Source organism: Trichocoleus sp. FACHB-46 (genome assembly GCF_014695385.1).
In the GTDB taxonomy this organism is placed as follows: domain Bacteria; phylum Cyanobacteriota; class Cyanobacteriia; order FACHB-46; family FACHB-46; genus Trichocoleus.
The window spans coordinates 152,384-179,332 of record NZ_JACJOD010000011.1 but is presented as its reverse complement, the minus strand read 5'-3'; the positions used below and the strand labels follow the sequence as shown (position 1 = coordinate 179,332).

The window sequence follows — 26,949 nt, the reverse complement described above, 5'->3', positions numbered from 1 at the left end:
AATGCCTCTCCAGGCTGAATTAATATCAGATAGATTAGATTAGAACATTCAGAGCACGTAGGTTGACTTAGAGCGAATGGACTTCGGTGTAGGATTTCTCTCCAACAATGTCATGCTGCCAATCCTGGACTTTTTCTACGGGATTGTGCCTAGTTACGGTCTAGCCATCGTGGCTCTGACACTAGTAATTCGCTTTGCCCTCTATCCTCTCAGCGCTGGCTCGATCCGGAGTATGCGTCGGATGCGCGTCACCCAACCCGTTATGCAGAAGCGGGTCAAGGAAATTCAAGAGCGTCACAAAGACGATCCTGCTAAGCAGCAGGAGGAAATGAGCAAAATTTACAAAGAGTTTGGCAATCCGCTAGCAGGCTGCTTTCCTGTTTTGCTGCAAATGCCGGTGCTATTTGCCCTCTTTGCAACGCTGCGTGGTTCACCGTTCTCAGATGCTAACTACAGCGTCAATCTGCAAATCCTACCTCAGGAGCAGATTACCCAGGTTCAGCCTCAAGCGTTTGCAACTTCTCCCCAGAACATCTTTATCGCTGACAAGGTCCACGCACCTGTTGTTGCCCTCCTGCCAGGTGGTAACCGGTTAGCCGTTGGAGAAAAAACCAAAATTGAGTTTCAAACCGTAGATGGCAAGCCTCTAGGTACGCTATTAGAAGAGCATCCTGAAACCAAAATCCAACCTAGCTGGAAAATCACCAAAGGCGAAGATCGAGTTCGAATTGATGAGAGTGGCAACTTAGAAGCCCTCCAGCCAGGAGAAGTGAGCGTTCAGGGTGTCGTCCCAGGCTTGGCAGCAGACAAAGGATTTCTGTTCATTGATGCCTTAGGTCGAGTTGGAGCCTTTGATGACGATGGCACAATCCATTGGGACATCGTTGGCATGGTGCTCTTCTTTGGTATCAGCTTGTACATCAACCAAATCTTGTCGGGTCAAGGACCTAATTCCAATCCCCAACAGGCAACGGTCAACAAGATTACGCCAATTATCTTCTCTGGGATGTTCTTGTTCTTCCCGCTTCCAGCTGGTGTCTTGATGTACATGCTGCTAGCTAACATCTTCCAAACCTTCCAAACCTTTATTCTGTCACGGGAGCCTCTACCCGAAAACTTGCAGAAGATTGTGGATGAAGAGGCCAAAACCTCTGGTGGTGGTACAGACAGAGAAGCCCTTCCTTTTGAACCAGGACGGGCTAAGAAAAAGGCCTAACTGGAGTAGTCGGCATATTTACTTTCCGGAGGACGGTCATCGCGTGCAACAAGGTCGAGAGTGGCTTCAGGAATTATTGAGCTTGGTGGATCTACCAGCAGATGTGCAAGTCGCTGAGCAAGCGGCCCATGACCCCACCTCAACACAGTCTGGTACTGAAGCAACCCTAGAAGATAGGGCTAGCTATTGGCTGACCATTGATGAAACAGGCCTGACTCCGGAACAAATTCAACAACTGACGGGGCCTAATGGGGCCGTCTTGGACGCGCTCCAATATCTTGCTAATACTATTCTCAACTTAGGCCAAGCTGAGGATCAGCAAAAAGCCTACACGATTGAGTTGGCAGGATATCGCGCCCGCCGTCAAGCTGAGCTGCAATCTTTGGCAGAGCAGGCAGCGGACCAAGTTCGCCAGACGGGTCAAGAGGTGGAGATGAAAGCGCTCTCTTCAGCCGAGCGACGGCAGATTCACACTTTCCTAAAGGTGTATCCTGACTTGGAAACCTATAGTCGAGGCCGAGAACCTGATCGGCGCTTAGTGGTGAAGCAGACGCAGACAGAACCTAGCTAACTGAGCTGTCTAATCTACCATCGCAGCTAAATTCAAAGCTATAAATTGCTAGGGTAGAGTAACATCTCAACTTTTTGACTGGCACAGAATCTGTATGGACGCCATTTACATCCCTCAGTTAACGAGGGCTCCTGAGCAGACAGAAGTTCTTGAGTTTAAAGAGTTTCTTCCCGATCTGGAAACTTTGACCCCTGTTCAGGGACAGCTAAAGGTCACTCATCGCGGCAATTATTTAGAAGTTTCAGTGCAGGCCGAAACCATTATTACTTTGGCTTGTCATCGTTGCTTGCAAAACTATAATCATCGGTTGGCTGTGGATGCTTCCGAGCTTATCTGGTTGGATGAGTCGGCTGGTGATGCAGATGCAATTATTCTAGACCGCGAAGTGGGGCTAGAAGATTTAGTAGAAAGCTTATCGCCTCAAGGCAACTTCGATGCTGCTAAATGGCTCTACGAACAGCTATGTTTGGCAATTCCTCAGCGCCAGCTATGTGACCCGGCTTGTACCGGCATTAAGTTATCTGACTCACTTTCTTCTTCAGGAACAGATAGTCGTTGGGCTTCTTTGGAGGCCTTGAGAAAACAGCTACCTTCTTGATGCCACTGTTCTGAGTTGGATAGTTTTATGAACTTTAGCAATGAGTTCGAGCTACTGCTACGAGCTCGCTACCCCTTGATCTATATTCCCACTCGCGAAGAAGAGCGGGTAGAAGCGGCGATCGCGCAGTCTGCTAAGCACCAAGGTAATCGCGCAGTTTACATCTGGGATTTTGTCGATGGCTATCAGGGCAACGCTAATGATGCAGGCTTCGGTAAGCGCAATCCTCTACAAGCCCTAGAATTTGTCGAAAAACTACCTGCAACTGCTCCTGCTATCTTCATCTTGCGTGACTTTCATCGCTTTGTAGAAGATGTTTCTGTTTCGCGTAAACTGCGGAATTTGGCTCGATTGCTCAAATCTCAGCCTAAGAATGTCGTTCTCGTCGCGTCGCAGATCACCATTCCAGATGAGCTGAGCGAGGTTATCACTGTTTTAGAGTTTCCATTGCCTGCTCCTGATGATATCCAGGTTGAGATTGAGCGTCTGCTGGTGTCAACAGGTCAATCTCTGGAAGGTCGCACGCTAGATGATTTGGTGCGCTCTTGTCAGGGTCTTTCCATCGAACGAATTCGGCGGGTGTTGGCCCGAGCGATCGCCACACATCGTGAACTGCAACCAGACGATGTGGATTTGATCCTAGAAGAGAAACGGCAGACCATCCGCCAGACGCAAATCTTAGATTTTTACCCTGCTACTGAAAGAATTTCAGACATTGGTGGTTTAGATAACCTTAAAGATTGGTTATTGAGACGGGGAGGTGCCTTTTCTGAGCGAGCCCGACAGTATGGTTTGCCGCATCCTAGAGGTATGCTATTGGCTGGAATTCAGGGGACTGGTAAGTCTTTAACCGCTAAAGCGATCGCCCACCACTGGCATTTGCCCTTACTTAGATTAGATGTAGGACGATTATTTGCTGGGTTGGTGGGTGAATCAGAATCTCGAACTCGGCAAATGATTCAGCTAGCTGAAGCGTTAGCTCCCTGTGTGCTGTGGATTGACGAAATTGACAAAGCTTTTTCAGGATTTGACAGTAAAGGAGACGCTGGGACGACTAGCCGCGTCTTCGGCACTTTCATTACCTGGCTAGCAGAAAAGTCTTCTCCTGTTTTTGTGGTCGCAACTGCCAATAATGTCCAGGCGTTGCCACCTGAAATGTTGCGTAAGGGCCGATTTGACGAAATCTTCTTCGTCGGCTTGCCCAGTCAAGAAGAACGTCGAGCTATTTTCTCGGTGCATTTGTCTCGTTTAAGATCTCACAATCTAAAGAGTTACGACTTGGAGCGCCTCGCCTATGAAACTCCTGACTTCTCAGGCGCAGAGATTGAGCAAACCATCATAGAGGCAATGCATATTGGGTTTAGCCAAAATCGGGACTTTACGACTGACGATATTCTGGAGGCGGCTAGTCAAATGGTTCCTTTGGCTCAAACAGCACGGGAGCAAATTCAATTTCTTCAGGATTGGGCAGCGGCTGGCAAAGCGCGTCTAGCTTCTCGGCATGGTGGCTTAAGTAGCCGGGTCTCTCGCTCCATACAGTCTCCTGACTAAAGCGAACTTGTATTTTAGGATTTGTCGGAATTCCTCATCCAAATCCAGATAAATTTGGGAGCAGCAATGTAGAATACAGTCTGATTTGGTTTTAGCCATGAAGTGGTCTGGCCTGATAAACCTAATAAAATTTCTGCTGGGTTTTGCGCTGGCGATCGCCCTCTTGGGACTAGGAGGAGTGGTGGCTGCTCGGTATCTTGTCACTAAACTCACTGCTCCTCCCCCCAGACCAGCGTTTGCTAATGACAAGCCGCTCACTAATAAAGCCGTTACAGTTTCTAAGCCTGCTGCTGGAAATGCTCAATCTTCTCAGGTGTCCAGCACTGCCTCAGCTCCAGTTTTGGAACCAGGGGCTTATCAAGCTCGTGTCGTACAACCGATTGGCTTAATTTTGCGAGATGGCCCTGGCCGCGATTCCAACCAGATTGGTGGTATCGAATTTAACAGCCGAGTTGTAGTGCTAGAGGAAAGCTCTGATAAGCAATGGCAACGAGTTCGCCTGGAAAACAGCGATCGCGCGGGCTGGGTAAAAGCAGGTAACACAGAGCGCTCGAATTAAGTTATGTAGCAACTGTAAAATCCCTGTAAAAATACTGAACACCAGTAACCAAATCGCATAAGATATTGGAAAAGTTTCTCAGACCCAGAGCCTGAGAACTTTGGATTTTGCTCAGCTTTTCAGTGCATCGCGGGAAAATTATGGAAAACCTCGCTTATCTTCACCTTGTCTCAAGCTACGAAGCACCTCCAAGGGTTGAATTATTTCCCGCTGACAAAACCTCAGAACTGTTCAGCGATCTAAATTGGGCAAAACTTTCGAGTGGGTTTTTAATCCGACTGCTCACTGTGATTTCTGGTTTAGCAGCGCTCACCCTAGCTGACCACGTGTTAGCGTTGCCGCTACAACGTGAAGACGAAGGCCCCGAAGTAGAAGTGTTGCAAAGATGTCTAGTCGATCAAAACTACTTGGACACCAGCACATTTGGTTATTTTGGGTCTAAAACTGAAGCAGCAGTTGTGCAATTTCAGCAAGACAGCGGCTTAACAGCGGATGGTGTGGTTGGTTCTACAACAGCTAGAGCCCTGAATTGTGCTCAACTCAGCTCAACCTCAGTTTCAGCCACTTCCTACTACAGCAGCGAACCGAGCAATTTTGGTTCAGAGTTCTACAATAGCGCTGTTGATCAGGCAACTGTGTCCTTAGGCGATCGCGGTATTACCGTCGAAGATTTGCAAAGACGTCTAAACATATTAGGCTACTATTTTGAGCCGATAGATGGGGTCTTTGGTCCAGCTACTGAGCAGGCCGTAATTCAATTTCAGCGCGATCGTAATTTAACGGGGGATGGTGTGGTTGGTTCTGGCACTTGGGCTAGCTTGGGTAGCTCCTCTAGTTTTGATACGGCTCGTAGCCCTAACTCAGGCCTTGGGCAAGGTGGTTACATTGGGGAGAATGCGCGTCCTGCCCAAAAGTTTAGTGTTTTAGAGTTGCAGCGACGACTCAAGGCTAGAGGCTTTTATCCTGGTGCCTTAGATGGCAGTATGGGACCTACGACCCAAAGAGCGATCGCGGCAGCCCAGCGGTTTTATGGAGTGAGCGATCGCGATGTTCGGAACGGGCGCTTCTAGCGCTTACCCCGATGCTCAAGTCTAGTAACCTAGCTCTGCTTTTAAGCAGGCATTAGTGAACGCTGACAGGTGGGGCAGATCGCATGAATCGACAACTGGCAATCCAGCAAATGATAGCCCTCTTTTTGAGCGGTTTTTGTGCCAATTTTTAGGATCGAGTCACTCTTAAACTCAATCGTCTTATTGCAACGTACGCAAATCAGATGGTGATGGTAATAAGGGTAAGGCTGATTGATTTCATAATGCTTGTGGCCTTCTGCCAACTCTAGCTCACGCAGAATTCCCATCCGAGCCATTAACTTCAGAGTTCGGTAGATGGTAGATAGGCTAATCCGTTCTCCATCTGTTTGTAGTTCGTTATATAGATCTTCGGCACTCAGATGATTCCCTTTGGGAAGGTTCTGAAATACCTGCAAGATTGTCTCTCGTTGGGGTGTAAGACGCCAGCCTCGCTCGTTGAGTTCAGCCTTCAGTGAAGACGTTGTGTAGAGAGACATAAGTAAACTTCCCAATAAAGTCTCTTTATTGAGAATGATACACAATCAACAAGGTGATTATCAAGAGAATCGCCTTGTTGACAATAATGTTTAATTAGGTAGCTAGTACAAACCTACCACTATTTAGAACTTACTCAAAAACCTGAGGAGCAATTGACGAACAAAAGTCTCTCTAGGCTTTCCTAGCAGTCCTTAGCTAAGGGATTCTAAATAGTCTCGCACTCGGTTACGACGCTTAGGCTGACGCAGTTTTTGCAAAGCTTTCGCTTCAATCTGACGGACGCGCTCCCGCGACAAGTCTAAAGCTCGGCCAATTTCAGCCAAGGAATAGGGATGACCGTCGCCTAAACCAAAGCGCATTAAGATCACGTCACGCTCACGGCTAGTCAAGTCTGTAAGCAATTGCTGAAGGTCTCGACGTAGGGCTTCCCGCATCAAAATTTCTTCAGGGGATACATCTTCGGTTTCCAGCAAATCTCCTAGTTCTGTATCTTTCTCTTTGCCTACTTTGGTTTCTAGAGAAACAGAGCGGGGGACTCGCAGTAATACTTCTCTAACTTGCGGAGCCGTCATTTCAAGCTCAGTAGCAATGTCTTCAATAGTGGCCGTCCGACCCTTTTCTTGAGAAATCTTGCGCTGAGCTTTTTTGATCTTGTTCAGTTTTTCAGTGATGTGAACTGGTAGGCGAATCGTGCGGCTCTGAGTTGCGATCGCCCGGGTAATTCCTTGGCGAATCCACCAGTAAGCATAGGTGCTAAAGCGATAACCTTTGGTTGGGTCAAACTTTTCTACCGCTCGCTCTAAGCCGAGGGTGCCTTCTTGAATCAGATCCAGCAGCTCTAGGCCTCGATTCTGGTACTTCTTCGCGACAGATACGACCAAGCGCAAGTTCGCTTTGATCATGTGTTCCTTGGCTCGCAGACCTTCTGTTTGAATCTGCTCCAATTCCGTTACTTCTAAGGCTACAACCTCTGCCCAACGACGTTTTCCTTGGGCTAAAATTGGCTTTAGGTCTGCGACAGTAACGCCTGCTTGGGTAGCCCATCGCTCTAGAGAAGGCCGATGACCTAGCTGAGATGCTAGACAGTCATGGGCTTCAATCAAATCAACATAACGCTTAATTGGTTCATCCCCTGCGGCTGCTACTTCGTTGCGTAACTCTAGCAATCGCATGTAGCGCTGTACCCGCTGCGCTTCTGAAACTTCTTCATCTCGCCCCAATAAGCGAACCCGACCAATTTCCTGGAGATACAAGCGCACTAGATCAGTGGTGCGGCGGCTCACACTTTTACGTAAACCATTAGCTGGATCGGCATACCCCATGTCTAAGTCAACGAGATCATCTGCACTTGGCTCGATGTCTTCATTGTTCAACCGAAAGCTAGTAGCGTTCAGTTGATCGTCATATTCTGCATCAGCGTAAAAAGATGTTGCTGGCATAGTGATCGTCTCAGTCGCTCCGGGTAATTATGGGGCTTGCTAGCTAGGTCTCGCTGCTATTGTTCCCGTCATGTCAGACTTCAGAACGCGGCTGAGAGTTCCAGGGTTAAGTTAGGTCAACTTTTTCTGACATAACTTGGGTCACGATCATCAGCGGCGAATTGAATAGCCAGGCTTTCTGGGTAGCATTCGAGCTTTAACGGCTCAAGGGCTAGCTTCATGCTTCAATTAGGTCTACAGTAGGCACCCATCTTGTTACTTGCACCCAACTTTAGATCTACTTTTTGGTAGATGCAGTTAACCTGTTTAGCTCGTCTATCCAAACTATAAGGAGTGAATAGGAATATACGAGTGACTCAGGTCCGATGCTAAGTTAATCTACATCACCCTACATAGGATTTCCTGATCACTTGCTAAGTTTCACCAGATCTGCAAACAGGTCTACGCTTCAACAAGCTTTGATGTAGGTTTTGCCAACCTAATGATGTTTCTGTCAACTTAGCTTAGAACCTGAGAACGTTATTCTCAGGCTTAGTGTCTCTTAGCATTAGGGCTGCGGTTGCTTGTTGCGGAGTAATCTCACCTTCTAGCAAGCGATACACTTGATGGGAAATAGGTATAGAAATATTGTGCTGCCGAGCGACTTGGATTAGTACTTGAGTGGTGTTGATTCCCTCAGCGGTTCCTTCCAATGTCGCTAGTACTTCTGAGAGCGTTCGGCCCTGAGCTAAGCCATAACCAACGCGATAGTTACGGCTTAGGACACTGTTACAAGTTGCCAGCAGGTCGCCTAAGCCAGAGAGACCATAGAAGGTTTCTGTCTTTGCACCCCAGTGGGTACCAATCCGAATAATTTCTGTCAGACCCCGAGTTACAAGGGCGGCCTTGGCATTGGTGCCTAATTGCAGACCATCGCATACTCCAACTGCGATCGCAATAATATTTTTGAGCGTGCCACCCAATTCGACGCCTAGGGGATCAGGATTCGTATAAACCCGAAAGATTCCAGACGAGAAGACCGCTTGCACAACCTCAGCCGCTACCATCTGTTCACTGGCAACCACAGTGGCCGCAGGCAAACCTGCTTCGATTTCTTTAGATAAGTTGGGTCCAGACAGCACCACAACTGGATGGTCTGGAAAAGCAGCTTGCCAAATTTGGGAAGGAGTGAGTGTGGTGGTTGGATCTAGCCCCTTGGTTGCGGTGATCAAAATCGCTGGCTTGGCGATCGCTAAAGATTGCATCTGTTCAACTACGGCTCTCACGCCCTGCATGGAAATCGCAGACACAATCAGGTCAGCACTTTCTACTACCTCTCTCAAGCTTTGAGCTTGATGGCGTGACCATAGGCGCACAGAGTGACCATTTTTGGCTGCTAAATTTGCCAAAGCTGAACCCCACGCGCCTGCCCCAAGTACTGCCAGCGTTACAGTTTGCACAACCCTTTGCTCAATCTAGTGGTGAGGAATTAGCAGAGGGCGCAGCAGTGCGGGGGTAGCGTTCCATTAATACCCTCACTTGCTCCGCATGGTAAGAACTGCGGGTTAAGGGGGAGGACACGACTTGCAAAAAGCCAATAGATTCGCCAAATTGTCGCCAAGCCTCAAATTGCTCTGGCGGCACAAAGTTGGTTACGCCTAAGTGTTTTTGGCTGGGCTGTAGATACTGCCCAATCGTAAGGATGTCACAGTCTACAGTTCGCAGATCCTGCATGGCTGCCCGCACTTCCGCGTCGGTTTCTCCTAAGCCCACCATGATGCCAGACTTGGTGTAAACCCAAGGGGCAAGTTCTCGCGATCGCTTGAGAAGCTCTAAACTGCGCTCGTACTGGCCTTGAGGACGTACCCGCCGATAAAGCCGAGGTACGGTTTCTGTATTGTGGTTCAGCACCTCTGGTTGTGCTTGCAAGATGGTTGCTAGTGCCTGCCAATTGCCACACAGATCTGGAATCAAAACTTCGATGGTGGTGCTGGGAGAAGTTTCTCGAATTGCCTGAATACACCGGACGAACTGAGATGCACCGCCATCGGGCAGATCATCTCGGTTTACAGAGGTGATCACAACGTGATTCAAGCGCAATCGCTGCACTGCCTCAGCCAAGCGATCGGGTTCAGTAGGATCGAGTGGTTTGGGCTTTTTCTCAAAATCAATATCACAGTAAGGACAAGCTCTTGTACAAGCTGGTCCCATGATCAAAAACGTTGCTGTGCCATGATTAAAGCACTCACCGATGTTGGGACAAGACGCTTCCTCACACACCGTATTTAGTGCTAAATCCCGGAGGATTTCTTTGACACTACCAACTCGCTCCCACTGGGGAGCTTTTACCCGTAACCACTCTGGCTTAACAACCACGCTGAGTTTTGATTGCTGAAGTTATGTATGCTTAATCTTAACAAGTAGCGGCGCATCACAATATATTTGTGCTGTGATAGGCTAAACTTGGTTAGTTGAGACTACGACGGGATGTAGCGCAGCTTGGTAGCGCACTTCGTTCGGGACGAAGGGGCCGCTGGTTCGAATCCAGTCATCCCGATTTTTAACTTGATAAAAAGGAAACTACCAAGAGGAGCCTTCTTCCTCGCGGGGACCGAGTACCATTTGCAGAATCATGGATTGTCCGCCTACCTTATGGTAGCGATCGGCCCAAGCCCGGATGACTTCATCTAGTTCTTCCAGTGCTTGATCCACTTTTTCGGTAGGAATATCGAGTTCCTCAAGCACTCGCATGACACGAGGTTGCTGATCAGCCCAATCTTTCATCAAGCGAAAATAGCGAGCTGTGTCCTCTACCATGATGTAGGTACGCTCCTCATCATCGGCGGGGGAGTAGGAAGAACGGGTCAACGCATAAAATGGCATGCCCCAGGGCGACTCAATGCGTGTGACAGTGCCAGAGTAAATTAAACGGCGTTTAATGTGTTCTGCCAATGCCTCACTTAAAGGCATCTGACGATCTGCGCTGAGGTCTTCTTGAGATCGCGTATGCAGAAACTCGATCAAGTCCATGAATTGAAAGGAATTGATCAGTTGAGCGTCTGGCAAATTGTCGGGTAGTTTCTGCTCAATCTGGCGCTTTTCTTCGGAGGTGAGGCTTGTCCCAGGAATGCGTGATCGCCCAGGCTGCCAAGGATATTGCTCTAACCAAACGTAGGGAAACTGAATCAGATACCGAGGTTCCTGAGACCCCAGCATTTTCAGGAGTTTGCCTTCCGTTAGGGCTTGTCTGACTTCCTCAACAATTACTTTGACCCGTTTGGGTTCAATGTGGTGCAAGTGACCTGTCATACGCAGGTTCTGTCCTTGCTCCAAATAAGTCATGTAAATAGCACACTTGGCAGCAGTTGCAGCCGCATCTAGAAATGCCCCATGCCGATGTCCGCTGGTGCGCATGGCACTAAAGGCCAAGTAAAGCATGATCTGATCCATTGCACTGGGGCTAAGACGTTTGATCAGATCTAAGTCGTTAGTCATAGCAGTAGCCATGCTCCGCAGGAGCGACTAGGTGAATATACAATTTGTGTATAAAAGTTTGAGCACTTATTGATAGCTCTATCTCTATTGCAGAACAATCGATTTACTCTCTTCATCGAACACCCTTAAGCTTAAAGCATGCAGGTATTTTAAGCACTAGTGATTTTTCCTAAACCAAGGATTATGGATCAGCCATTTGAGAATAGCTGAATTTCCTTTCCTAGAGACGCATTTCAAGAAATTCTCTTGCTCCACTATTGCCATTCAGGCCGACAAAATCGAGCCGCTTCAATCACCCTGGCTGAGCGGTCTGAGAAATCCTGATTTGGCATTAAGTTCCTTTGATTGCAAGAGTTATGACAGCAGGCTTACCCTTACAAATTACCTGTCTTTTTGTCACCTATCTCTTGATGCGGAAAAGCAGCTCTAGGTTGTTTGTATCCTCACCCAAAGCTGGTTATAATTTATACTCTAATGTCGCGCTTGAACTAGTTAAATTTGAGGCTGAAACGAGCGAGCAATTTGGCCTAGGCTACGACGTCCACTACCACGATGAGGGGCGACGTCAGTGCTTCGACTTGCTTGAGCGGCTAAAGTTGCTTGAGTTTGAGCAGAAGGCGGAGAATTGTGTAAGCTATAGCTAGTAGGCTGCCAGCCAAATGCCAAAACAACTGTCAGCAATTGAACTGCAATGACAGATTGATAAATGTGCATGGGAAGTATCCATCTCAGAGCTGCTACTTTCTGATACGGAACTTCTGACCTCGGATCAGGAAAAAAATTGTGGTAGCCAGGCTTGCTTTGGCTAAATTCTGAAGAAAAAGTTGATTTTTAGCAGTTGGTTTTCGTTAACTAGTATGGCTGCAATCAAATGCTGGAGAGCCCGATAGAGCTGTTAGCAATTTTTTCTGCTCATTCTGATCCCGCCAATGGGGAAACTTGCTCAACTAACAGCCAATTGCCCGCTGAGTTCAATCGCCCTAATATTTGTATCGGTTGTTGATGTGGATAAGATTCTAGTTGCTGGTTAATCTGAGGGCATAGGGTGACCAGGCTAGTAGTGGCAGCTAAAGGGTGATCTGACGGTGCCGTTGGGCTGAACGGAATCAAATCATACTCTTGAGGGCGATCGCGGCAAAAAACACCACTCAGCACCATTGAGGTGGCGCTAGTTGACTCAGAGCTAGAACTTGCTGCAATTTGTTGTTCTTTTGGGGGCTCGGTTCGACTGCATTGACCATCGGTGGGGTACGTCTCTGGATGAGCCAGATAGTGAGCTTGCCGCCGGAGCCAGTCAGGATGATCAGGTAGCGAATTGAAGAGGGGAACGATCGCAGCAGGTGCAGTAGGCTCTTCCAGTAAAGCAGTTTGCAGCGATCGCACTTTGAGTTCTCTGGGTTGACAGTTGTGCTCTACACACAATGCAGCAGCCATGCCTGCGGCTTGACCAATATTCATCACTGTAGGCTGCAAACGGGTGGCACCATTGGCCATGTGAGAGACAGAAATATTCTTTTCACAGACCAATAAGCCATCCGCTGCTAGCGGTATCAAGGAACCGTAAGGAATAGTGAAAGGAGTTCCTGTCCAGCGTCCACCCCATCGAATTGACTTAGGCTTAAGGTTGACGCTCGGTAAAGCTTGGCCGTTGATATGCGTCGGGTAGTGGTGGTCATTTGCATAGTTGCCGATCGCGATCGCCGTGACTTGACCTTGCTCATCTACAGGTAAAGCAGCTACTTGCCCTCCGGGCACAGGCAAAATATCTTGCTCGCGTACAGTCACCAGTCCTTGGAGGCGGCGAGCTTCGCGATAGTAGGGATGCAGGGCGTAAGCTCCACCTCCCAAATTTCCAGGTAGGTCGGGAAAAATATCAGCGGCTAAACCGTAGCGATCGCCAAGTTGCGTTTGGATAAAATGAGCAAAACCTTGAGTATGCCAGCGAGCTTCTTGCAAAAACTCCTGTTGCGCTTGCGCCGATTGAACCAGGCGATCCACACCTAGGCCGTAATCATTGCCGCACTGGGGCCAGTTGAGCATGAAGCGATCGCCAGGTAAGCGACCGTAGTTGAGAAACTGCTCTGGGCTATAACCTTCCCAAGCTCCAGCAAATTGGGCTGGATCGTAATTGGGTGGAGGGGCGATCGCTGGGGCATGATTGCCCGCACCAAAGTCTTGTAGAATCACTACCCAAGTAGGCGACTGTACTGGGCAGAGCTGAGTTAAGGCATTGGCAGAGGGTGGAGCGCTCGGTTCCTGCCATTCAGATTGCAGTTCCCAACCCCAACGGTAAGGCACTTCTGCCAAAGCCAATAAATCGCCTAGTTCGGTGGCATCTAGGGTAATTTGGGCCTTGACTGTCACCTCTGCAAACCGCACGCCCATAACGCGATCGCCTTGGTGTAGAACTTCTACAGGTGTTTGACCGCTAATCCACTGCAAGTTAGGCAGCGATCGCACCCAATCGGCGAAAATCTGGGCACCAATGCGAGGGTCATAGGTAAAGAAGCTGACCCAGCCATGATCTAAGCCACCCGGTTGCCGTTTTTGTAATTCTCGGAGAAAAGCTCCCCAAATTCCGGTTTGAAACGCAGCCAGCTCATTGCCATCTGGGGCACAAACTCCTGCACTGGTCAGCATGCCACCCAGCCAAGGAAACTCGCTGACTAAAACGGTTTTGGCTCCTCGTCGGGCCGACTGTATGGCTGCAACTGTGCCGCCTGTGCCTCCACCCACAACTAAAACATCAGCGGTTAATTCTTCTAAGGTGAGTGGCATGCGATTGACTTTGCCGGCGTGACGAATAACGAGTCTTGGTAAAGTTTATGATCATTGGGTCTGCAAAAACCTAATTTCGGCACTTTAGCGGCAGATTAGCAGCATTAGAGGGGAGTATGAAAGCACAAGTGTTTCGTGGGGTAAAGCAGCTAAGTTACGAGGAACTGCCTGTGCCTGAATTAGGCGCAGATGAAGTGCTCGTGCAAGTCAAAGTTGTGGGGCTATGCCAATCTGACATTAAAAAAATTCTCTATCCTCTCTACGAACCACCCAGAATTTTTGGTCATGAAACTGCTGGCACGATCGCGGCTGTCGGGGCTGAAGTCAAAAATTGGCAAGTGGGCGATCGCGTCGTCGTAATGCACCACATTCCCTGTATGCATTGCAACTATTGCCTTAATGACAACTTCTCCATGTGCGATGTCTACAAAAACGTCACGACAACAGCAGGATTTGCTCCCAGCGGTGGCGGTTTTGCCGAATATGTCAAAGTGCCGGGGCACATTGTCCGAAACGGTGGCTTGATTCCCATCCCCAACGACATTAGTTTTGAGCAAGCCAGCTTTGTCGAACCGACTAACTGCTGCCTCAAAGCCGTTAAAAAAGCCCAAATTGCCCCCGGTCAAACCGTACTGATCACCGGCGCAGGCCCAATTGGGCTGATGTTCATCATGCTGGTGAAGTACTTCGGTGCTAGAGCGATCGCCACAGATCTAATTCCTGCTCGGATTGAAAAAGCTCTGAGTGTAGGGGCAGATGCCGCGTTTGATGCCCGCGATCCTGAAATTGCTCAGAAGGTTCAGGCATTAACCCAAGGCATGGGTGTGGATGTGAGTCTGCTCGCGGTGCCCAGCGACAAAGCCTTCTTCCAAGCCCTAGATTGCACGCGCAAAGGCGGCAAAATCTTGTTCTTCGCAGAGTTTCCCGATGAGGTTGAAATTCCCATTAATCCCAATATTCTCTATCGCCGGGAAATTGACTTGATGGGGAGTTACAGCTCTTCTTTCCGGGTACAGAATTTGGCTGCGGATATTGTGTTTAATCGTCGCATTGATGTCGAAGCATTGATTAGCGATCGCTATCCCCTAGAGGATCTATCTCAAGCTGTCGAACAAGCCGTTTCACCGGGACCAGAAACCTACAAAATTCTGATATATCCGTAAACTAATTCAGTTGAAAAATCCAGAAGGCGATTGGGTGTTGCCTTCTGGATATTAAGAAAACCAAATTTTCTTTTTCTTCGCTCAATTACTCTATGAATTAATAGGAAGTCACCAAAACCTCTGTGATTTTTCCTCGCTTGCTTGCTTTAGAGTTAATCGATCGAGCAGCGGTGATCGCGTTGATATTAAAGCCTGCGTATAGCTCCCGAATAAACTCACAATCTGAATTAGAAAGCATCACCTTCACACCTCGGCTTGCCAGCTTTGCAAATACATCTCTTAGTCTTATTTGATGCTCTTGATCAAAGGCGTAGCGACTGTAAGCAGTGAAGTTACTGGTCGAACTAAGAGGATAATAGGGCGGATCAAAATAGATGAAATCCTCACGATTAGCGCAATCTAAAATTGCCTCAAAAGGCTTGATTACAATTACAGTTGATCGCAAGGCTAGTGATACTGAGCGCAATAACTCTGCATTGCAAATCCCAGGATTTTTATAGCGCCCAATGGGTACATTGAAATTCCCTTTGGAATTTTCTCGATATAAGCCATTGAAGCAAGTTTTGTTCAAATAGATTAGACGAGCTGCTCGCTCCAAATCAGTCGTAGGCTTCTCAGCTCTTACTTGGTAATAGTAGTCATGGGAATGCTGTTTCTGATACTCTTGCAAGCGCAGGATCAAAGGTTCAACTTGGTCTCGAACGCAGCAATAAACATTCACTAATTCTGGATTAATATCTGTAAGAATGGCTTGCTTTGGTAAGAGGTGAAAGAAAACAGCCCCCCCTCCTAAAAAAGGTTCGTAGTAAGTGGCAAACTCTTGAGGAAAGTAAGGCTGATACTGAGAAATGAGTTGGCTCTTTCCGCCTGCCCATTTCAAGAAGGGACGGGGAGAGATAGACGGAGCAGTTTGAGGTGGCATCAAAACAGGCTGTGAAGCAGAAGCAGACTCAATATTATGTCAAACAAGCCTTACTTAGCGCTCCCAAGGTTGTGGCAAACCTGCCACAGGCCCTACTCAAAATCGTTATGACTATGATATATTGCGTAACAGTTCTTAAATAATCAGTCGTTGCCTGCGTAGGAGAAAGTGAGTTGCTCACTGCTTACCTATGACTCAGCAAATGTAGACCTGTAGACTCTTCAAGGAGAATCAAGTACATGACCTTGACCTACAATACCGAAGGTTGCCTCCGGGTTGGTCGCCCTGCCCCCGACTTCACTGCAACGGCTGTGGTCGATCAAGAGTTCAAGACCATCAAGCTGTCTGACTACCGAGGCAAATATGTTGTCTTGTTCTTCTACCCCCTAGACTTTACCTTCGTTTGCCCCACTGAAATCACTGCTTTCAGCGATCGCTTCGACGAATTTAAGCAAATTGGGACTGAGATTCTAGGCGTGTCTGTAGACAGTGAATTCTCTCACCTCGCTTGGACTCAAAGCGATCGCAAACAAGGTGGAGTGGGTGACCTCAACTATCCTCTTGTTTCCGACATCAAGAAAGAAATCAGCGCTGCTTACAACGTGCTCGACCCTGAAGCAGGCGTGGCACTACGCGGTCTCTTCATCATCGACAAAGATGGCGTGATCCAGCACTCCACCATTAACAACCTGTCTTTCGGTCGTAGTGTGGATGAAACTCTGCGGACCTTGCAGGCAATTCAGTACGTGCAGTCTCACCCCGATGAAGTCTGCCCCGCTGGTTGGAAGCCTGGTGATGCCACCATGAATCCTGACCCTGTGAAGTCCAAGAATTACTTCGCAGCGGTATAGTTGCTAGCGATTAGCAATTAGCGATTCTGTGTAATTTGTTGATAGGGTGGGCAATGCTCACCCTTTTTTATGGTTGACTGTAGTTCCGAACCTTACTTCACAGACATCAGTTATAGCTAGCGATGCTAACCTCAACAGACTTTAGCGGCCTGCTGAATCAGCGCTTTTTCAACAACTTTTTCCCGATTCCAGCAACGAGTTCCTTGAAGTTAGGCCAGCAAACTCCTGATTTTGAGTTGCCAGATATTACTCAGGGTCAGCGGATTAAATTAGCGGCTTACCGGGGAAAGCAACCCGTAATTTTGGCTTTTACGCGCATCTTTACCGAAAAGCAATACTGTCCTTTTTGCTTCCCTCACATCAAGGCGCTAAACGAGAACTACGAGAAGTTTACGAGTTGCGGTGCGGAAGTTTTGATGATTACCAGTACTGATGAGCGCCAGAGCCAAATTGTGGTGCGTGATTTGGGTCTAAAGATGCCACTTCTTAGTGATCCTAGCTGCCAAATATTTCGCGCTTACCGAGTTGGGCAAGCTCTAGGCGCACCCCTTCCAGCACAGTTTGTTTTGGACTCTCAAGGCAACCTGCGCTTCCGACATATGTTCTCGTTTTTGTCGCACAACGCCGATGTGGAGGAGTTGTTGGCGGCGCTCTAGAGCTGCATGCTTTGGATTTGGCTGCGAGGATTGAAGCTGCGGATAGCTCGAATTTTCTCGTAGTACTCACGCTCTTGGGGGCTGAGTTCCTTGGGGGAGGCGATCGCAATCTTGACGATTTGATCACTGCGTCCACCCTTGGGATTGGGCCAGCCTTTGCCTCGTAAGCGTAGAGATTGCCCTGCCCGCACGCCAGCAGGCACATTCATGGTGACGCTGCCATCGGGAGTAGGGATTTCAATCTGTGCCCCTAACACTGCTTCATCCGGCGCAATCGGCACCTCGCAGACTAGATTGTCGCCCTCAAACTGAAAGAAGGGATGGGGTTGAATGTTGACGACCAGATAGAGATCGCCGCGTTGTTGGTTATAGGGACTCGCTGGCCCTTTGCCTTTGACGCGGATGCGGCTACCGGGTTTCGCCCCTGGAGGAATGCGGACATCAATCACTTCGTTGCCTAGATTGAGGCGTTTCTGCACACCTTGGAAGGCTTCTCTCAGGGTGAGAGCGATCGCAGCTTCGCTGTCTTGAGTTGGAGCGGTAGCAGTGTCGCCAAAACCCCCAAAGCCGCCGAAGTCCCCAAAGCCTGGGCCACCCGGAGTGGTGCGATAACTATAGGCTTGTCGTCCAGCGCCGGGGCTAGGGCCAGCACCAGGGCTGCCAAAGCGACCTAACAGCTCGTTGATAAAGTCATCAAAACTGCCGTATTGGCTAAAGTCAAAGTTGCCAAAGTCAACATTGGGGCTACTTCCACCACCTGGCCACCCGCCACCCGCTTGTTTCCAGTACTGGCCAAACTGGTCGTACTTCTGGCGTTTCTCTGGGTCAGATAGCACTTCGTAGGCTTCATTGACTTCCTTAAAACGCGCTTCCGCGTCTTGGTTGCCTGGATTAACGTCTGGATGGTACTTGCGGGCTAGTTTACGAAATGCTTTTTTAATGTCGTCGGCAGTGGCGGTTTTATTCACTCCCAAGACAGCGTAGTAATCTTTATAGTCGGTTGCAGCCATCCACCTACCTCCTCTAATAGTTTCAGTTTATGTCTTTATATCTATGATCGTCTGCTTTAGCCGCGCCGCAATCTGGATGCGGTAAGGGGCAAAGCTAAACTCCAATAGCTTATACATAGATTCAGGGCAGAGCGATGCTGACTCACGCCCTCCCCTGAACTATGACCGAATTAAGTGCGGATTTAGGCAACCAGCTTGCCAAGCACCTGATTTAATCAGGCATCTAAGCAGTAGCGATCGCCACTCCAATCACCCTGCTAGATTCACCTTAACGACCTTGTTGCGTTCTTCTTCAGCCTTGGGTAGGTGGAGATGCAAAATGCCGTTTTTGAACTCAGCCTGCACTTGGGTATTCTGAACCCGAGTGGGGAGGGGAATGACTCGTTGGAAGCGCCCGTAACGAAACTCGGAACGAAAGACAGCTCTCTCTTCGCTGGGGACAGTAGCTTTCCGCTCTCCACTAACTGAGACCGCTTCTGCGGTTACTTGCACGTCCAAGTCTTTGACTTCAATCCCAGGTACTTCAATTTTTAGCTGAATGGCTTCTGAGGTTTCCTGCATTTCTGCGGCAGGAACAAAGGCAGTATGGTTGACTTCGGGAGCGAGGCGATCGAATAACCGATTCATTTCCCGCTGTAGGGTGTCAACTTCACGGAAGGGTTCCCAACGAATGAGTGCCATAACTCTAACCTCTCAAAACCTCTCAATGTCTATCTAGTCCCTTGCTGTGGGTCTTTCAACTAGATTTAAGGTATCAGAGGTTGCGTTAGCGCAGAGTTCGGTTCTTGCGCGAGATGCGATCGCAATTTCCGCCATTGCCTGTTTTACTGATGCCAAGACTGACGAATCAAGCTCGTGAATTCTTCCTCTAGCGCTGGAGGCGCACCTAAAAGCTGTCGGTGCATTCGCAGCATTACAGCTTCTGGAACCACGCGATCGCGCTGACGGTTTCTGGCTAAACACACTTCCAAAGGCAAATCTAGCCAAAAACCGACAACCTCCTGAAAGCCCAGCGATCGCGCCAACGTTAACACCCGTCGCCGTTGCTTGCGAGCCGTATTGGTAGCGTCGTAGATCGCATCGGGAATGTGGCCTTGGGAGATCTGCTCAACTGCTTGCTGTAGGTGATGTTGGACTTCGCGCCATACTTGCAACCACGGCCCCTGGACTGCTTCATCGCCAAACAATTGAGCCCGGATTGCATCAGTAGAAATCAACCGACGCTCCGGGCTAGCTGTGAGTAAATGTTGAGCCAGGGTGGTTTTGCCGCTTCCTGGCAGCCCCATGAAAATAATTAGGCGAGTAGTAGTCGGCGTGGGATGTGGAGTTGACAGGTAATCTTCCCCTAACTCCACACCCCTAGCTTCTTGCCTAGATGATGGTTCCATCCGGAATCACGGCATTTTTCATCACTACGATGATGCCGTTGCGGATGTAGAACCCTAGGTCCTCGCGCTCAGCTTCTTCTATCCGATCTTTGTTGATGATTTGCACATCACAACCAATGTGGGCATTTTTGTCGATAATCGCCCGTCGAATGGTGGTGTTGGCTCCAATCCCCATCGGTACTGTGCGAGTTTCGCAGTTGGTATTGCGCTCGGCAAAGGGTTGATAGAAGTCAGCACCCATTAACAGGGAGTTGTCGATGACGCATCCGGATTCTACGCGCGATCGCACACCCAAGACAGAGTGTTGAATCTGGCAGTTTTTCAGAATGCACCCTTCCCCAATGATTGACTCGGTGACGTGGCAATCCAGAAGTTTGCTAGGAGGCAGGTAACGGGCACGAGTGTAGATCGGTGCTTGCTCGTCGTAGAAGCTAAAGCGTGGCTGCGGTTGTTGAGTTAGCGACAAATTAGCTTCGTAGAAAGCTTCAATCGTTCCGATGTCTTCCCAATAGTCATCGAACAAATAAGCTTGGACGTTGTGGTCTGCGGCGGAAGCTGGAATGATCTCCTTACCAAAGTCAGTGCGATCGGGCGACTGCTTCAGCAGGTTCATCAAGACATCGCGCTTAAAGACATAAATGCCCATTGAGGCAATATAAGGCCGTTCTTGAGCTTGCTTGGCATCCAACCCTAGAATGCTGGTATCTACCTGCATCTGTTTCAGCGCTTCACCTTTGGGCTTCTCGCTAAAGTCTACAACTCGGCCAGAAGCATCAATCTTCATCAAGCCAAAGTCAGACGCTCGTCGCTCATCCATTGGCACGACTGAGATCGTGATGTCGGCTCCTGTATCCCGGTGGCGCTGCACAAACTGACGGTAGTCCATGCGGTACAGGTGATCTCCGGAGAGAATCAGGTACTCATCGACCTCCCACTCTTCAAACAACCACATGTACTGACGAACTGCGTCGGCCGTACCTTGAAACCAGTTGGGGTTTTCGGGGGTTTGCTGAGCTGCAAGTACCTCAACAAATCCTTCAGTAAAGCCAGCAAAGTTGTAAGCGCGGGCAATGTGGCGGTTAAGGGAGGCTGAGTTGAACTGAGTCAGAACGTAAATCTTGAATATTTCAGAATTAATGCAATTACTAACAGGAATGTCAATTAAACGGTACTTGCCTGCGAGGGGCACCGCAGGCTTCGCACGAGGCTTGGTCAATGGATAAAGGCGGGTTCCGGCTCCCCCACCGAGAATAATCGATAATACTCTTTTCACAAAAGACCTCTAAACTGCCAGTCAACTCCCAAGATAAGTGTCGGTCTGAGTGTGGCAGTTTGCAAGAGGGGATCGGAAGATAACAGAGAGGTTTGTCGATCCGCCCAAAGGCAGAGGAGGTTTAGCTTAAGGCGAGATTAAGAGCAGGAGAGCGCGATCGCACTTATGGAGTGAGGAAGGCGATCGCTATAATCACTTCTTTTAAGGAGAAATAAAGCATTAATTTGTATAACCTAAAAGTAAAAAATTACTAAAGCCTCTAATCATTCCTACACCAAAGTGATTAGATTATGATGTTGAACAAACACAGTGATAGAAATTAGAGGGAAACCCTTGAGAAAACAGTCAATGATAATTGACCTAGAACAGCCTCTAACAGAACAGGAGTCAGTTAAGGAATTGTTGAATTTGTCTGAAGGTAAGGTTGGAAGGCTTGGGCTTGACCAACTACTAGAGATTGCCAAGGTAGCAATAAAAAATGAACTAGTAGCTTGTGGATCTTCCGCAGATGAGCTTGTTGGATTGCGCCTTGAATTTCATTGTTTTGGAGAGAGTGACGAAGGATTAAGAGAGACTTATGTGCTTGAGTGGGGCCAAAAAAATCAACAGAAAGAGGACAATCCGCATCAACTAGAAAAAACCGAATCGGAGAAGTTGCAATCAGCCAATAAGCCTTCACTTCCTCCGATGGAGTATATTCATAAGCTATCTGAAAGACTGAATAGTGAAACTAGAGAGAGAGCTAGATTGGCGGGAACTACGATTAGCTTTAGAACAAGTTCTGATACTGGCGTTCAATATCCTTGCGTTGATGGCGGAAATAACAAATACTACTTGAAACTCATTGAAAATGGAGAAGACAAAGGTTGGTATATTAGGCTCGGCAAGAAAGTTGAATGCAATCCGGATGATTTGACAAATATTCCTACTGAATAATAGAAGCTACAGTATTGATGCTAGAAGCTAGTTTAGGTTGTTCTTTTGCAAGTCTTTTCAGTTCTTCAATTACTTCAGATTTTTTTGCTTTATTATCATTCAAGTAGCGGTTAATTTTCTCATAGGTTTCTTTGGACTCCTGTATCTTTTCAGCCCGTAATTGAGCTAGCCCTAAGCGACGTAAAAAAAACGTATTTCGAGGCTCCTGCTGAAGAGTAGATTGCCAATCGGTGATTGCTTTTATATAGTTTCTTTCTCTAAGATATACTTCTGCCCTGCTCGCGTAAGCAATAATCTTTTGCTCGTTTTGATGTTCAGGTATAGAAGTGATTACTTGCGTATACACTTGCTCGGCCTCAGTAAGTCTACCTAATTGATTTAAAAGAACTCCTTGACTCATTAGTGCCTGATATTTTGTTGGATTCCAGCGGAAAGATGCTTTGTACATTGCTAAAGCATTCTCACAGTTATCTTCGCTGCTAGGACAACTAAGCTTTTCGATTGGAGAATACAAATCTCCTAGTTGATAGTAGGCACTGGAGAAAACTTTCATCGTCAGTAAGTTTTGAGAGTCAGGCAATCTGTTTTCTGCCTCAATCAAAGTCTGATAAAGCATGTCAATAGCTTCACTGATGTGTCCTTCTTCTTTGGTAAGGCGACTCAACTTAGAAATCGTCAGAATTAAGATTAAATCTGGCCAATCTTTGGTTCTATCGTCAAAGTCCTTAGCTGTATCAGCAGATAATGGTAGTCTGCTGGTAGATTTTGATTTTATTAAAGACACACTAGCTTCTAAAGTTGCTCCACTACGGGTTCCCCAAACAACAATTGCTGCCCTCTGTTGAGTCCCTAATACTTCGGCTTCGGTTCTTGATCTAACTCTGTTAGTGATTAGACAAACTCTCGATCTAGGTACTGGCTTATTGTTAAGCCGATAAAGAATTCGATCCTCAAGCAAGGGTGTCATAATAGGTGTTCCTGGTTCGTTGTAGAACTTACCAACAACAGCGATCGCCTTTTCCCCTTTTCTCTCTGCTTCCCTAAAACAGGCTGCTTCTCCTAAGCCCAAGCGATCACGAACTTGAGGAATTAATAGAGTGCTTGCTCCTAAGGCAGCCAAACCAAATAAACTTGCGAGTATCCATTGAAGAGAACGGTTGGATTTTTTGCTCGCCAAAATTAACGGAGGAATTGTCAATTCTGCTAAAGCTGTCCAGGTAGTTGCCATCAATCTTGTTGGAATGATGAAACCGATTTTGGCCTCAGTTCGCTTCAAGTCAGCAGCAACTGCCATTCCGACAACACCGTTAAGTTTTTCATCCCATATAGGTGTTCCACTATAGCCTGACTCTAGCCGTCCACCTGGCGATTTTGTATCCTCAACTTGTACCCATCCAGTACCTTGCTTTGCCCTCAGAACTCCTGTGGACCACAACCCATCATCATGACCTGCGGGAAATCCAAAGGCCTGGAAGGGATGATCCCACAGATCATCTTCTAGCAATAGTCGTGCAGGTTTTGCGGCGGGAGGTGGAAAGCTGTTAAGTTCTAGAGCAGCAATATCCTCGTGGCCTTGGTTGGAAGCGCCCTTAACTGGAGCGGGTCGCCAAAGAACCACCTGTGCTGTCAGTTGCACAGCAGGATCAATGAGTGGAAAGTCGAGGTGAACAGATTCTGAAGGGCTTTGAGGCGTTGATTCCGCAATGCCTAGGGCTTGTGCAATGACGTGAGCGCAAGTCAAAACATATTTTTCGTGAACCAGGAACCCTGCTCCAACGATCGCTCCACTTGATTTGCGAATTCGGACGATTGCATATTGAAGAGGTGCAACCATTGGTTACTGGTTTTGACTCCATTTCAATGTAATTTCATAGTTACCCTCAATGCTGGCTGATGCAATCACTGCGCCTGCTTCTGCACTCATTTTTAATCCAAATTTGACCTGAACTTCATCTGCAGGTTGATTGAGACTCCGAAGTTTATTGATTAGCGTGCTAGCAATTGGTTTAATTCCATCTAGAGCCGCCTCAAAGGTTTGTTGCGACTTCTGCAAAAGCTCATCTTCTCGCCCAATTCGCCCTACACTATCGGATGCTTCTGATTCTGCAACTTCAACCAGAACATAACCGCCGCCTTCTAAGGGAAATTCAATCAAACGTTTCGCCATAAAAAATGATTGGTTGTGACTTGCTAAAATATTTTCTTGATTGCCTTGCCAAAAGTTGGCTTTGTAAACTTGACTAGGCGATCGCCTTCCCTCCTTCAAAGCTAGGAAAGCGATTGCCTTTTATTAACAAGCAAGAGCTACTTAGCAATAAAGTGGCACCACATATTGCCTGGGCCTTCGGGGGAGCAGGTGCGCTCAATTAAGCTGTAGGAGTAAACCAAGCCTTTGCCTTTAGTTTTATCCCAATCAGTGTTCATGTCGTAGCCACTATCCCAATACTCACCGTAGGGATCGTGGACGATGAAACCTTCGGAGTTATAGCCCACCAAGACAATGATGTGACCAAAGCGAGTAAAGTACCCATGCAAAATCACGGGTTTATCTTGAGAAATCCACTTCTTCACATCTTGAATCGAAGCAGTTTCGCGGAAGTCATCTTTATACCCTTTTTGCTCCACTAACCACTTCAAGTCGTAGGGATCGTGTCTGGAGCGACCTTGCTCGATTAAGAAATCGTAGTACTCATCTTCGAGTTGGGCTTCCCTAGTGGGTTTAGCACCAAAGAAAGAAAGACACATTGCTACGCTGGTGACATTGCAGGAGCCGCCTGGATTGTAGCGATTATCAGTTTGGGCCAGATAAGGAAAGTCTTTAATGCGGTGTTGGCGGGGTAGTTCCCCCGGTGTCGGAGGTGAAAGCTGTTGTTGTGTAGCGACCACATCTTCTTGAGAAGTCACTAAGCGGACATGATCGGCAAAGGCGTACCAAGTATTGCGCCCTTTGAACTCAACATTTTTAAAGGAAACTTTGATGAGCTTGCCTTCAACTTTGTAGGAGTGTAGATCGAGCAATTGGCCAGCGGTGATTTCTTCTTTTTGGTCAGCGGGTAGATCGGATGCCTGAGCAGTTTGTAATTTGAAAACGGTATTTTGCAGGATTTTGAGCTTCATAACAAATCACCTAAAGATATATGGTTCCAGTCGGGGGATAAGGAACCTCTAGATTGGTCTGAGTTATATCAACAAGGCTAGGAGTCAAGTTTTCGTCATCGAATCACAATTAATCGCTGACTTTCTACCAGGGGAAAGAATTGCGAAATGGCTTGTGCCTGTACCTTGTCAGTGGAGGCTTAGAGAGCTACTTATGCAGATTTATACGCCAGACTGGGTCAAGCACGCAGTTTTCTACCAAATTTTCCCCGATCGCTTTGCCAAAAGCCACCATCCACACAAAAAATTGTTAAAAAATGCCAGTTGGGAAGCCTGGGACGAGCTGCCAACGCTGCAAGGCTACAAAGGTGGCGACTTGTGGGGGGTGATAGAGAAGTTGGACTATCTCAAAGATCTGGGGATTAATGCTATCTACTTCACCCCTATTTTTCAATCTGCGAGTAACCACCGCTATCACACCCACGATTACTACCAAGTGGACCCGATGCTGGGGGGAAATGCAGCCTTTCGGGATTTGCTAGAAGCGGCTCACGAGCGCGATATTCGGGTGGTGCTAGATGGTGTATTTAACCACGCGAGTCGAGGCTTTTTCTTCTTTCACGATGTGCTGGAAAACGGGCCACATTCTCCTTGGGTGGATTGGTTCAAGATTCACGATTGGCCTGTGTCCCCCTATAACGGGGAGTACCCAGCGAATTACGAAGGCTGGGATAATAACCGAGCTTTGCCCGTCTTCAACCATGACAATCCAGAAGTACGGGAATACATTATGGAGGTGGCGGAATATTGGATTAAATTTGGCATTGATGGTTGGCGTTTGGATGTGCCTTTTGAGGTGAAAGCGCCCGGATTTTGGCAAGAGTTTCGCGATCGCGTCAAAGCAATTAATCCAGAAGCCTACATTGTCGGCGAAGTTTGGGAAGATTCCCGCGAGTGGCTGGATGGCACGCAGTTTGATGGCGTGATGAATTATCTTTTTGCTGCTCCTACGATCGCATTTGCCGCAGGCGATCGCGTGGTGATGGAGCAGGTGCAAGGCCGAGCCTATCATCCTTATCCACCGCTGTTTGCCAAGGAATACGCTGAGAAAATTCAGGAAGTGTTAGCGCTGTATCCTTGGGAAATTCAGCTAACTCAGTTGAATTTGTTAGCCAGTCACGATACGGCTCGTTTGCTCTCGATTGCGGGGGGCGATCGCGCCAGTGTAGAACTTGCCACCATTCTTCTAATGACGTATCCAGGCGCTCCTAGTATCTACTACGGCGATGAAGTGGGGCTGCCAGGGGCACTCGATCCGGATTCACGACGAGCTTTCCCCATGGAAGACAAGTGGGAGCAAGATGTTCTCAGTTACCACCGCTACCTGATTGATTTGCGGAACCGCTACGCAGCTTTGCGAACAGGAGCCTATCAGGTGTTGTTTGCCGAAACCACCGTCTATGTCTTTGCCAGAGTTCTGGGTGGCGAAGAGGTGATTGTCGCTGTGAATGTGGGGACCGCTTCTGGGAAGGCGCATATTGATTGGGATGAGACAGGATTGCGATCGCGTCCTAGCGAGATTCTCTACGGCTCCGCTGAACTGGAGTGGGGTGAAGAGAATCCTTCCCAGTTGAGCTTGACCATTCCTGCTCGGACAGGCTGTATTCTGACTGCGGCTTCGTCATAAAGTAGCTTCGTGATCAAACAGATGAAATTCTGGTTCAACTGCTGGCAAGAAGACATTCGACCAACGTTGCTTGATTGAACATCATCTCCATATAGGGATGATATTTAAGCCAGTTTGAGAGCTAATGTTAAGCGAGGGGCAGCTGGGGTTCCGGTTGCCTCATTTTGCTATTCACGAAAAAAGTTGCATTAGATGATCTGCACTCAATTGATG

The 26,949-nt window shown here is 48.0% G+C and carries 26 protein-coding genes and 1 tRNA gene; 12 read left to right on the top strand and 15 right to left on the bottom strand.

Features of this window, described 5'->3' with window-relative positions; all coding sequences use genetic code 11:
• Positions 1 to 76: 76 nt before the first annotated feature.
• From yidC to H6F72_RS07325, 6 genes are all read left to right on the top strand, one after another.
• Positions 77 to 1,216: a membrane protein insertase YidC gene (yidC, locus tag H6F72_RS07350; RefSeq protein WP_190433296.1), complete on the top strand. Its 1,140-nt coding sequence runs from the start codon at positions 77 to 79 to the stop codon at positions 1,214 to 1,216.
• A gap of 43 nt (positions 1,217 to 1,259) precedes the next feature.
• Positions 1,260 to 1,787: a R3H domain-containing nucleic acid-binding protein gene (locus H6F72_RS07345; RefSeq protein WP_313930135.1), complete on the top strand. Its 528-nt coding sequence runs from the start codon at positions 1,260 to 1,262 to the stop codon at positions 1,785 to 1,787.
• Between the two features lie 94 nt (positions 1,788 to 1,881).
• A complete protein-coding gene (locus H6F72_RS07340) occupies positions 1,882 to 2,385 on the top strand; it encodes a DUF177 domain-containing protein (protein WP_190433292.1) in 504 nt (167 codons plus the stop codon).
• A gap of 27 nt (positions 2,386 to 2,412) precedes the next feature.
• On the top strand, positions 2,413 to 3,936 hold the full coding sequence (locus H6F72_RS07335; RefSeq protein ID WP_190433290.1) for an AAA family ATPase: 1,524 nt from the start codon (positions 2,413 to 2,415) through the stop codon (positions 3,934 to 3,936).
• Between the two features lie 97 nt (positions 3,937 to 4,033).
• Positions 4,034 to 4,495: an SH3 domain-containing protein gene (locus H6F72_RS07330; RefSeq protein ID WP_190433288.1), complete on the top strand. Its 462-nt coding sequence runs from the start codon at positions 4,034 to 4,036 to the stop codon at positions 4,493 to 4,495.
• Positions 4,496 to 4,635: 140 nt separating this feature from the next.
• The gene (locus tag H6F72_RS07325) at positions 4,636 to 5,565 is read left to right on the top strand and encodes a peptidoglycan-binding protein (RefSeq protein ID WP_190433287.1); all 930 of its coding nucleotides are present in this window, start codon (positions 4,636 to 4,638) and stop codon (positions 5,563 to 5,565) included.
• Positions 5,566 to 5,606: 41 nt separating this feature from the next.
• On the opposite strand, the gene H6F72_RS07320 is transcribed toward H6F72_RS07325, so the two are convergent.
• The 4 genes from H6F72_RS07320 to lipA form a co-directional block, all read right to left on the bottom strand.
• Positions 5,607 to 6,062: a Fur family transcriptional regulator gene (locus tag H6F72_RS07320; protein WP_190433285.1), complete on the bottom strand. Its 456-nt coding sequence runs from the start codon at positions 6,060 to 6,062 to the stop codon at positions 5,607 to 5,609.
• A gap of 192 nt (positions 6,063 to 6,254) precedes the next feature.
• Positions 6,255 to 7,502 carry an RNA polymerase sigma factor SigC gene (gene sigC / locus H6F72_RS07315; RefSeq protein ID WP_190433283.1) on the bottom strand — a complete coding sequence of 416 codons (1,248 nt, stop codon included), beginning with the start codon at positions 7,500 to 7,502 and terminating at the stop codon, positions 6,255 to 6,257.
• A gap of 503 nt (positions 7,503 to 8,005) precedes the next feature.
• Positions 8,006 to 8,941 carry an NAD(P)H-dependent glycerol-3-phosphate dehydrogenase gene (locus H6F72_RS07310; protein ID WP_190433281.1) on the bottom strand — a complete coding sequence of 312 codons (936 nt, stop codon included), beginning with the start codon at positions 8,939 to 8,941 and terminating at the stop codon, positions 8,006 to 8,008.
• Positions 8,942 to 8,951: 10 nt separating this feature from the next.
• On the bottom strand, positions 8,952 to 9,857 hold the full coding sequence (gene lipA / locus H6F72_RS07305; RefSeq protein WP_190433279.1) for a lipoyl synthase: 906 nt from the start codon (positions 9,855 to 9,857) through the stop codon (positions 8,952 to 8,954).
• A gap of 107 nt (positions 9,858 to 9,964) precedes the next feature.
• Here lipA and H6F72_RS07300 point away from each other — a divergent pair.
• A tRNA-Pro gene (locus tag H6F72_RS07300) sits at positions 9,965 to 10,038 on the top strand.
• A gap of 23 nt (positions 10,039 to 10,061) precedes the next feature.
• On the opposite strand, the gene hetR is transcribed toward H6F72_RS07300, so the two are convergent.
• The 3 genes from hetR to H6F72_RS07285 form a co-directional block, all read right to left on the bottom strand.
• On the bottom strand, positions 10,062 to 10,988 hold the full coding sequence (gene hetR / locus H6F72_RS07295; protein ID WP_242016827.1) for a heterocyst differentiation master regulator HetR: 927 nt from the start codon (positions 10,986 to 10,988) through the stop codon (positions 10,062 to 10,064).
• Positions 10,989 to 11,468: 480 nt separating this feature from the next.
• Positions 11,469 to 11,690: a heterocyst-inhibiting protein PatX gene (patX, locus tag H6F72_RS07290; protein WP_190433277.1), complete on the bottom strand. Its 222-nt coding sequence runs from the start codon at positions 11,688 to 11,690 to the stop codon at positions 11,469 to 11,471.
• Between the two features lie 198 nt (positions 11,691 to 11,888).
• Positions 11,889 to 13,754 carry an FAD-dependent oxidoreductase gene (locus H6F72_RS07285; protein WP_190433274.1) on the bottom strand — a complete coding sequence of 622 codons (1,866 nt, stop codon included), beginning with the start codon at positions 13,752 to 13,754 and terminating at the stop codon, positions 11,889 to 11,891.
• 116 nt (positions 13,755 to 13,870) lie between these two features.
• On the opposite strand from H6F72_RS07285, the gene H6F72_RS07280 reads away from it, so the two are divergent.
• On the top strand, positions 13,871 to 14,917 hold the full coding sequence (locus H6F72_RS07280) for a zinc-dependent dehydrogenase (RefSeq protein ID WP_190433272.1): 1,047 nt from the start codon (positions 13,871 to 13,873) through the stop codon (positions 14,915 to 14,917).
• 97 nt (positions 14,918 to 15,014) lie between these two features.
• On the opposite strand, the gene H6F72_RS07275 is transcribed toward H6F72_RS07280, so the two are convergent.
• Positions 15,015 to 15,839, bottom strand: coding sequence for a DNA adenine methylase (locus H6F72_RS07275; protein WP_190433270.1), 825 nt, complete (start codon positions 15,837 to 15,839; stop codon positions 15,015 to 15,017).
• A gap of 239 nt (positions 15,840 to 16,078) precedes the next feature.
• Between H6F72_RS07275 and H6F72_RS07270 the strand changes: the two genes are divergently transcribed.
• Positions 16,079 to 16,690 (top strand): peroxiredoxin, encoded by a 612-nt coding sequence (locus H6F72_RS07270; RefSeq protein WP_190433268.1) that lies wholly within the window; start codon positions 16,079 to 16,081, stop codon positions 16,688 to 16,690.
• Between the two features lie 122 nt (positions 16,691 to 16,812).
• A complete protein-coding gene (locus H6F72_RS07265; RefSeq protein WP_190433267.1) occupies positions 16,813 to 17,346 on the top strand; it encodes a peroxiredoxin in 534 nt (177 codons plus the stop codon).
• Here H6F72_RS07265 and H6F72_RS07260 read toward each other — a convergent pair.
• The 4 genes from H6F72_RS07260 to H6F72_RS07245 all read right to left on the bottom strand — a co-directional run bounded on the left by H6F72_RS07260 (position 17,343) and on the right by H6F72_RS07245 (position 21,017).
• A complete protein-coding gene (locus H6F72_RS07260) occupies positions 17,343 to 18,356 on the bottom strand; it encodes a DnaJ C-terminal domain-containing protein (protein WP_190433266.1) in 1,014 nt (337 codons plus the stop codon). The two genes, H6F72_RS07265 and H6F72_RS07260, sit on opposite strands and share 4 nt — an antisense overlap.
• Before the next feature lie 249 nt (positions 18,357 to 18,605).
• Positions 18,606 to 19,037, bottom strand: coding sequence for an Hsp20/alpha crystallin family protein (locus tag H6F72_RS07255; RefSeq protein WP_190433265.1), 432 nt, complete (start codon positions 19,035 to 19,037; stop codon positions 18,606 to 18,608).
• 143 nt (positions 19,038 to 19,180) lie between these two features.
• Positions 19,181 to 19,744, bottom strand: coding sequence for an AAA family ATPase (locus H6F72_RS07250; RefSeq protein WP_190433264.1), 564 nt, complete (start codon positions 19,742 to 19,744; stop codon positions 19,181 to 19,183).
• Positions 19,728 to 21,017 carry a glucose-1-phosphate adenylyltransferase gene (locus H6F72_RS07245; RefSeq protein ID WP_190433263.1) on the bottom strand — a complete coding sequence of 430 codons (1,290 nt, stop codon included), beginning with the start codon at positions 21,015 to 21,017 and terminating at the stop codon, positions 19,728 to 19,730. The genes H6F72_RS07250 and H6F72_RS07245 overlap by 17 nt, the downstream gene beginning before the upstream one ends.
• 348 nt (positions 21,018 to 21,365) lie before the next feature.
• On the opposite strand from H6F72_RS07245, the gene H6F72_RS07240 reads away from it, so the two are divergent.
• On the top strand, positions 21,366 to 21,953 hold the full coding sequence (locus tag H6F72_RS07240; RefSeq protein WP_190433262.1) for a hypothetical protein: 588 nt from the start codon (positions 21,366 to 21,368) through the stop codon (positions 21,951 to 21,953).
• Here H6F72_RS07240 and H6F72_RS07235 read toward each other — a convergent pair.
• The 3 genes from H6F72_RS07235 to H6F72_RS07225 form a co-directional block, all read right to left on the bottom strand.
• On the bottom strand, positions 21,943 to 23,787 hold the full coding sequence (locus H6F72_RS07235) for a tetratricopeptide repeat-containing serine protease family protein (protein ID WP_190433261.1): 1,845 nt from the start codon (positions 23,785 to 23,787) through the stop codon (positions 21,943 to 21,945). The two genes, H6F72_RS07240 and H6F72_RS07235, sit on opposite strands and share 11 nt — an antisense overlap.
• A 3-nt stretch (positions 23,788 to 23,790) precedes the next feature.
• Complete coding sequence (locus tag H6F72_RS07230; RefSeq protein ID WP_190433259.1) at positions 23,791 to 24,120, bottom strand: CU044_2847 family protein; 330 nt, start codon at positions 24,118 to 24,120, stop codon at positions 23,791 to 23,793.
• Between the two features lie 137 nt (positions 24,121 to 24,257).
• Positions 24,258 to 25,070, bottom strand: coding sequence for a C39 family peptidase (locus tag H6F72_RS07225; RefSeq protein ID WP_190433257.1), 813 nt, complete (start codon positions 25,068 to 25,070; stop codon positions 24,258 to 24,260).
• A 193-nt stretch (positions 25,071 to 25,263) separates the two neighbouring features.
• Here H6F72_RS07225 and H6F72_RS07220 point away from each other — a divergent pair, with 193 nt between their 5' ends.
• On the top strand, positions 25,264 to 26,736 hold the full coding sequence (locus tag H6F72_RS07220; protein WP_190433255.1) for a glycoside hydrolase family 13 protein: 1,473 nt from the start codon (positions 25,264 to 25,266) through the stop codon (positions 26,734 to 26,736).
• Positions 26,737 to 26,949: the final 213 nt, after the last annotated feature.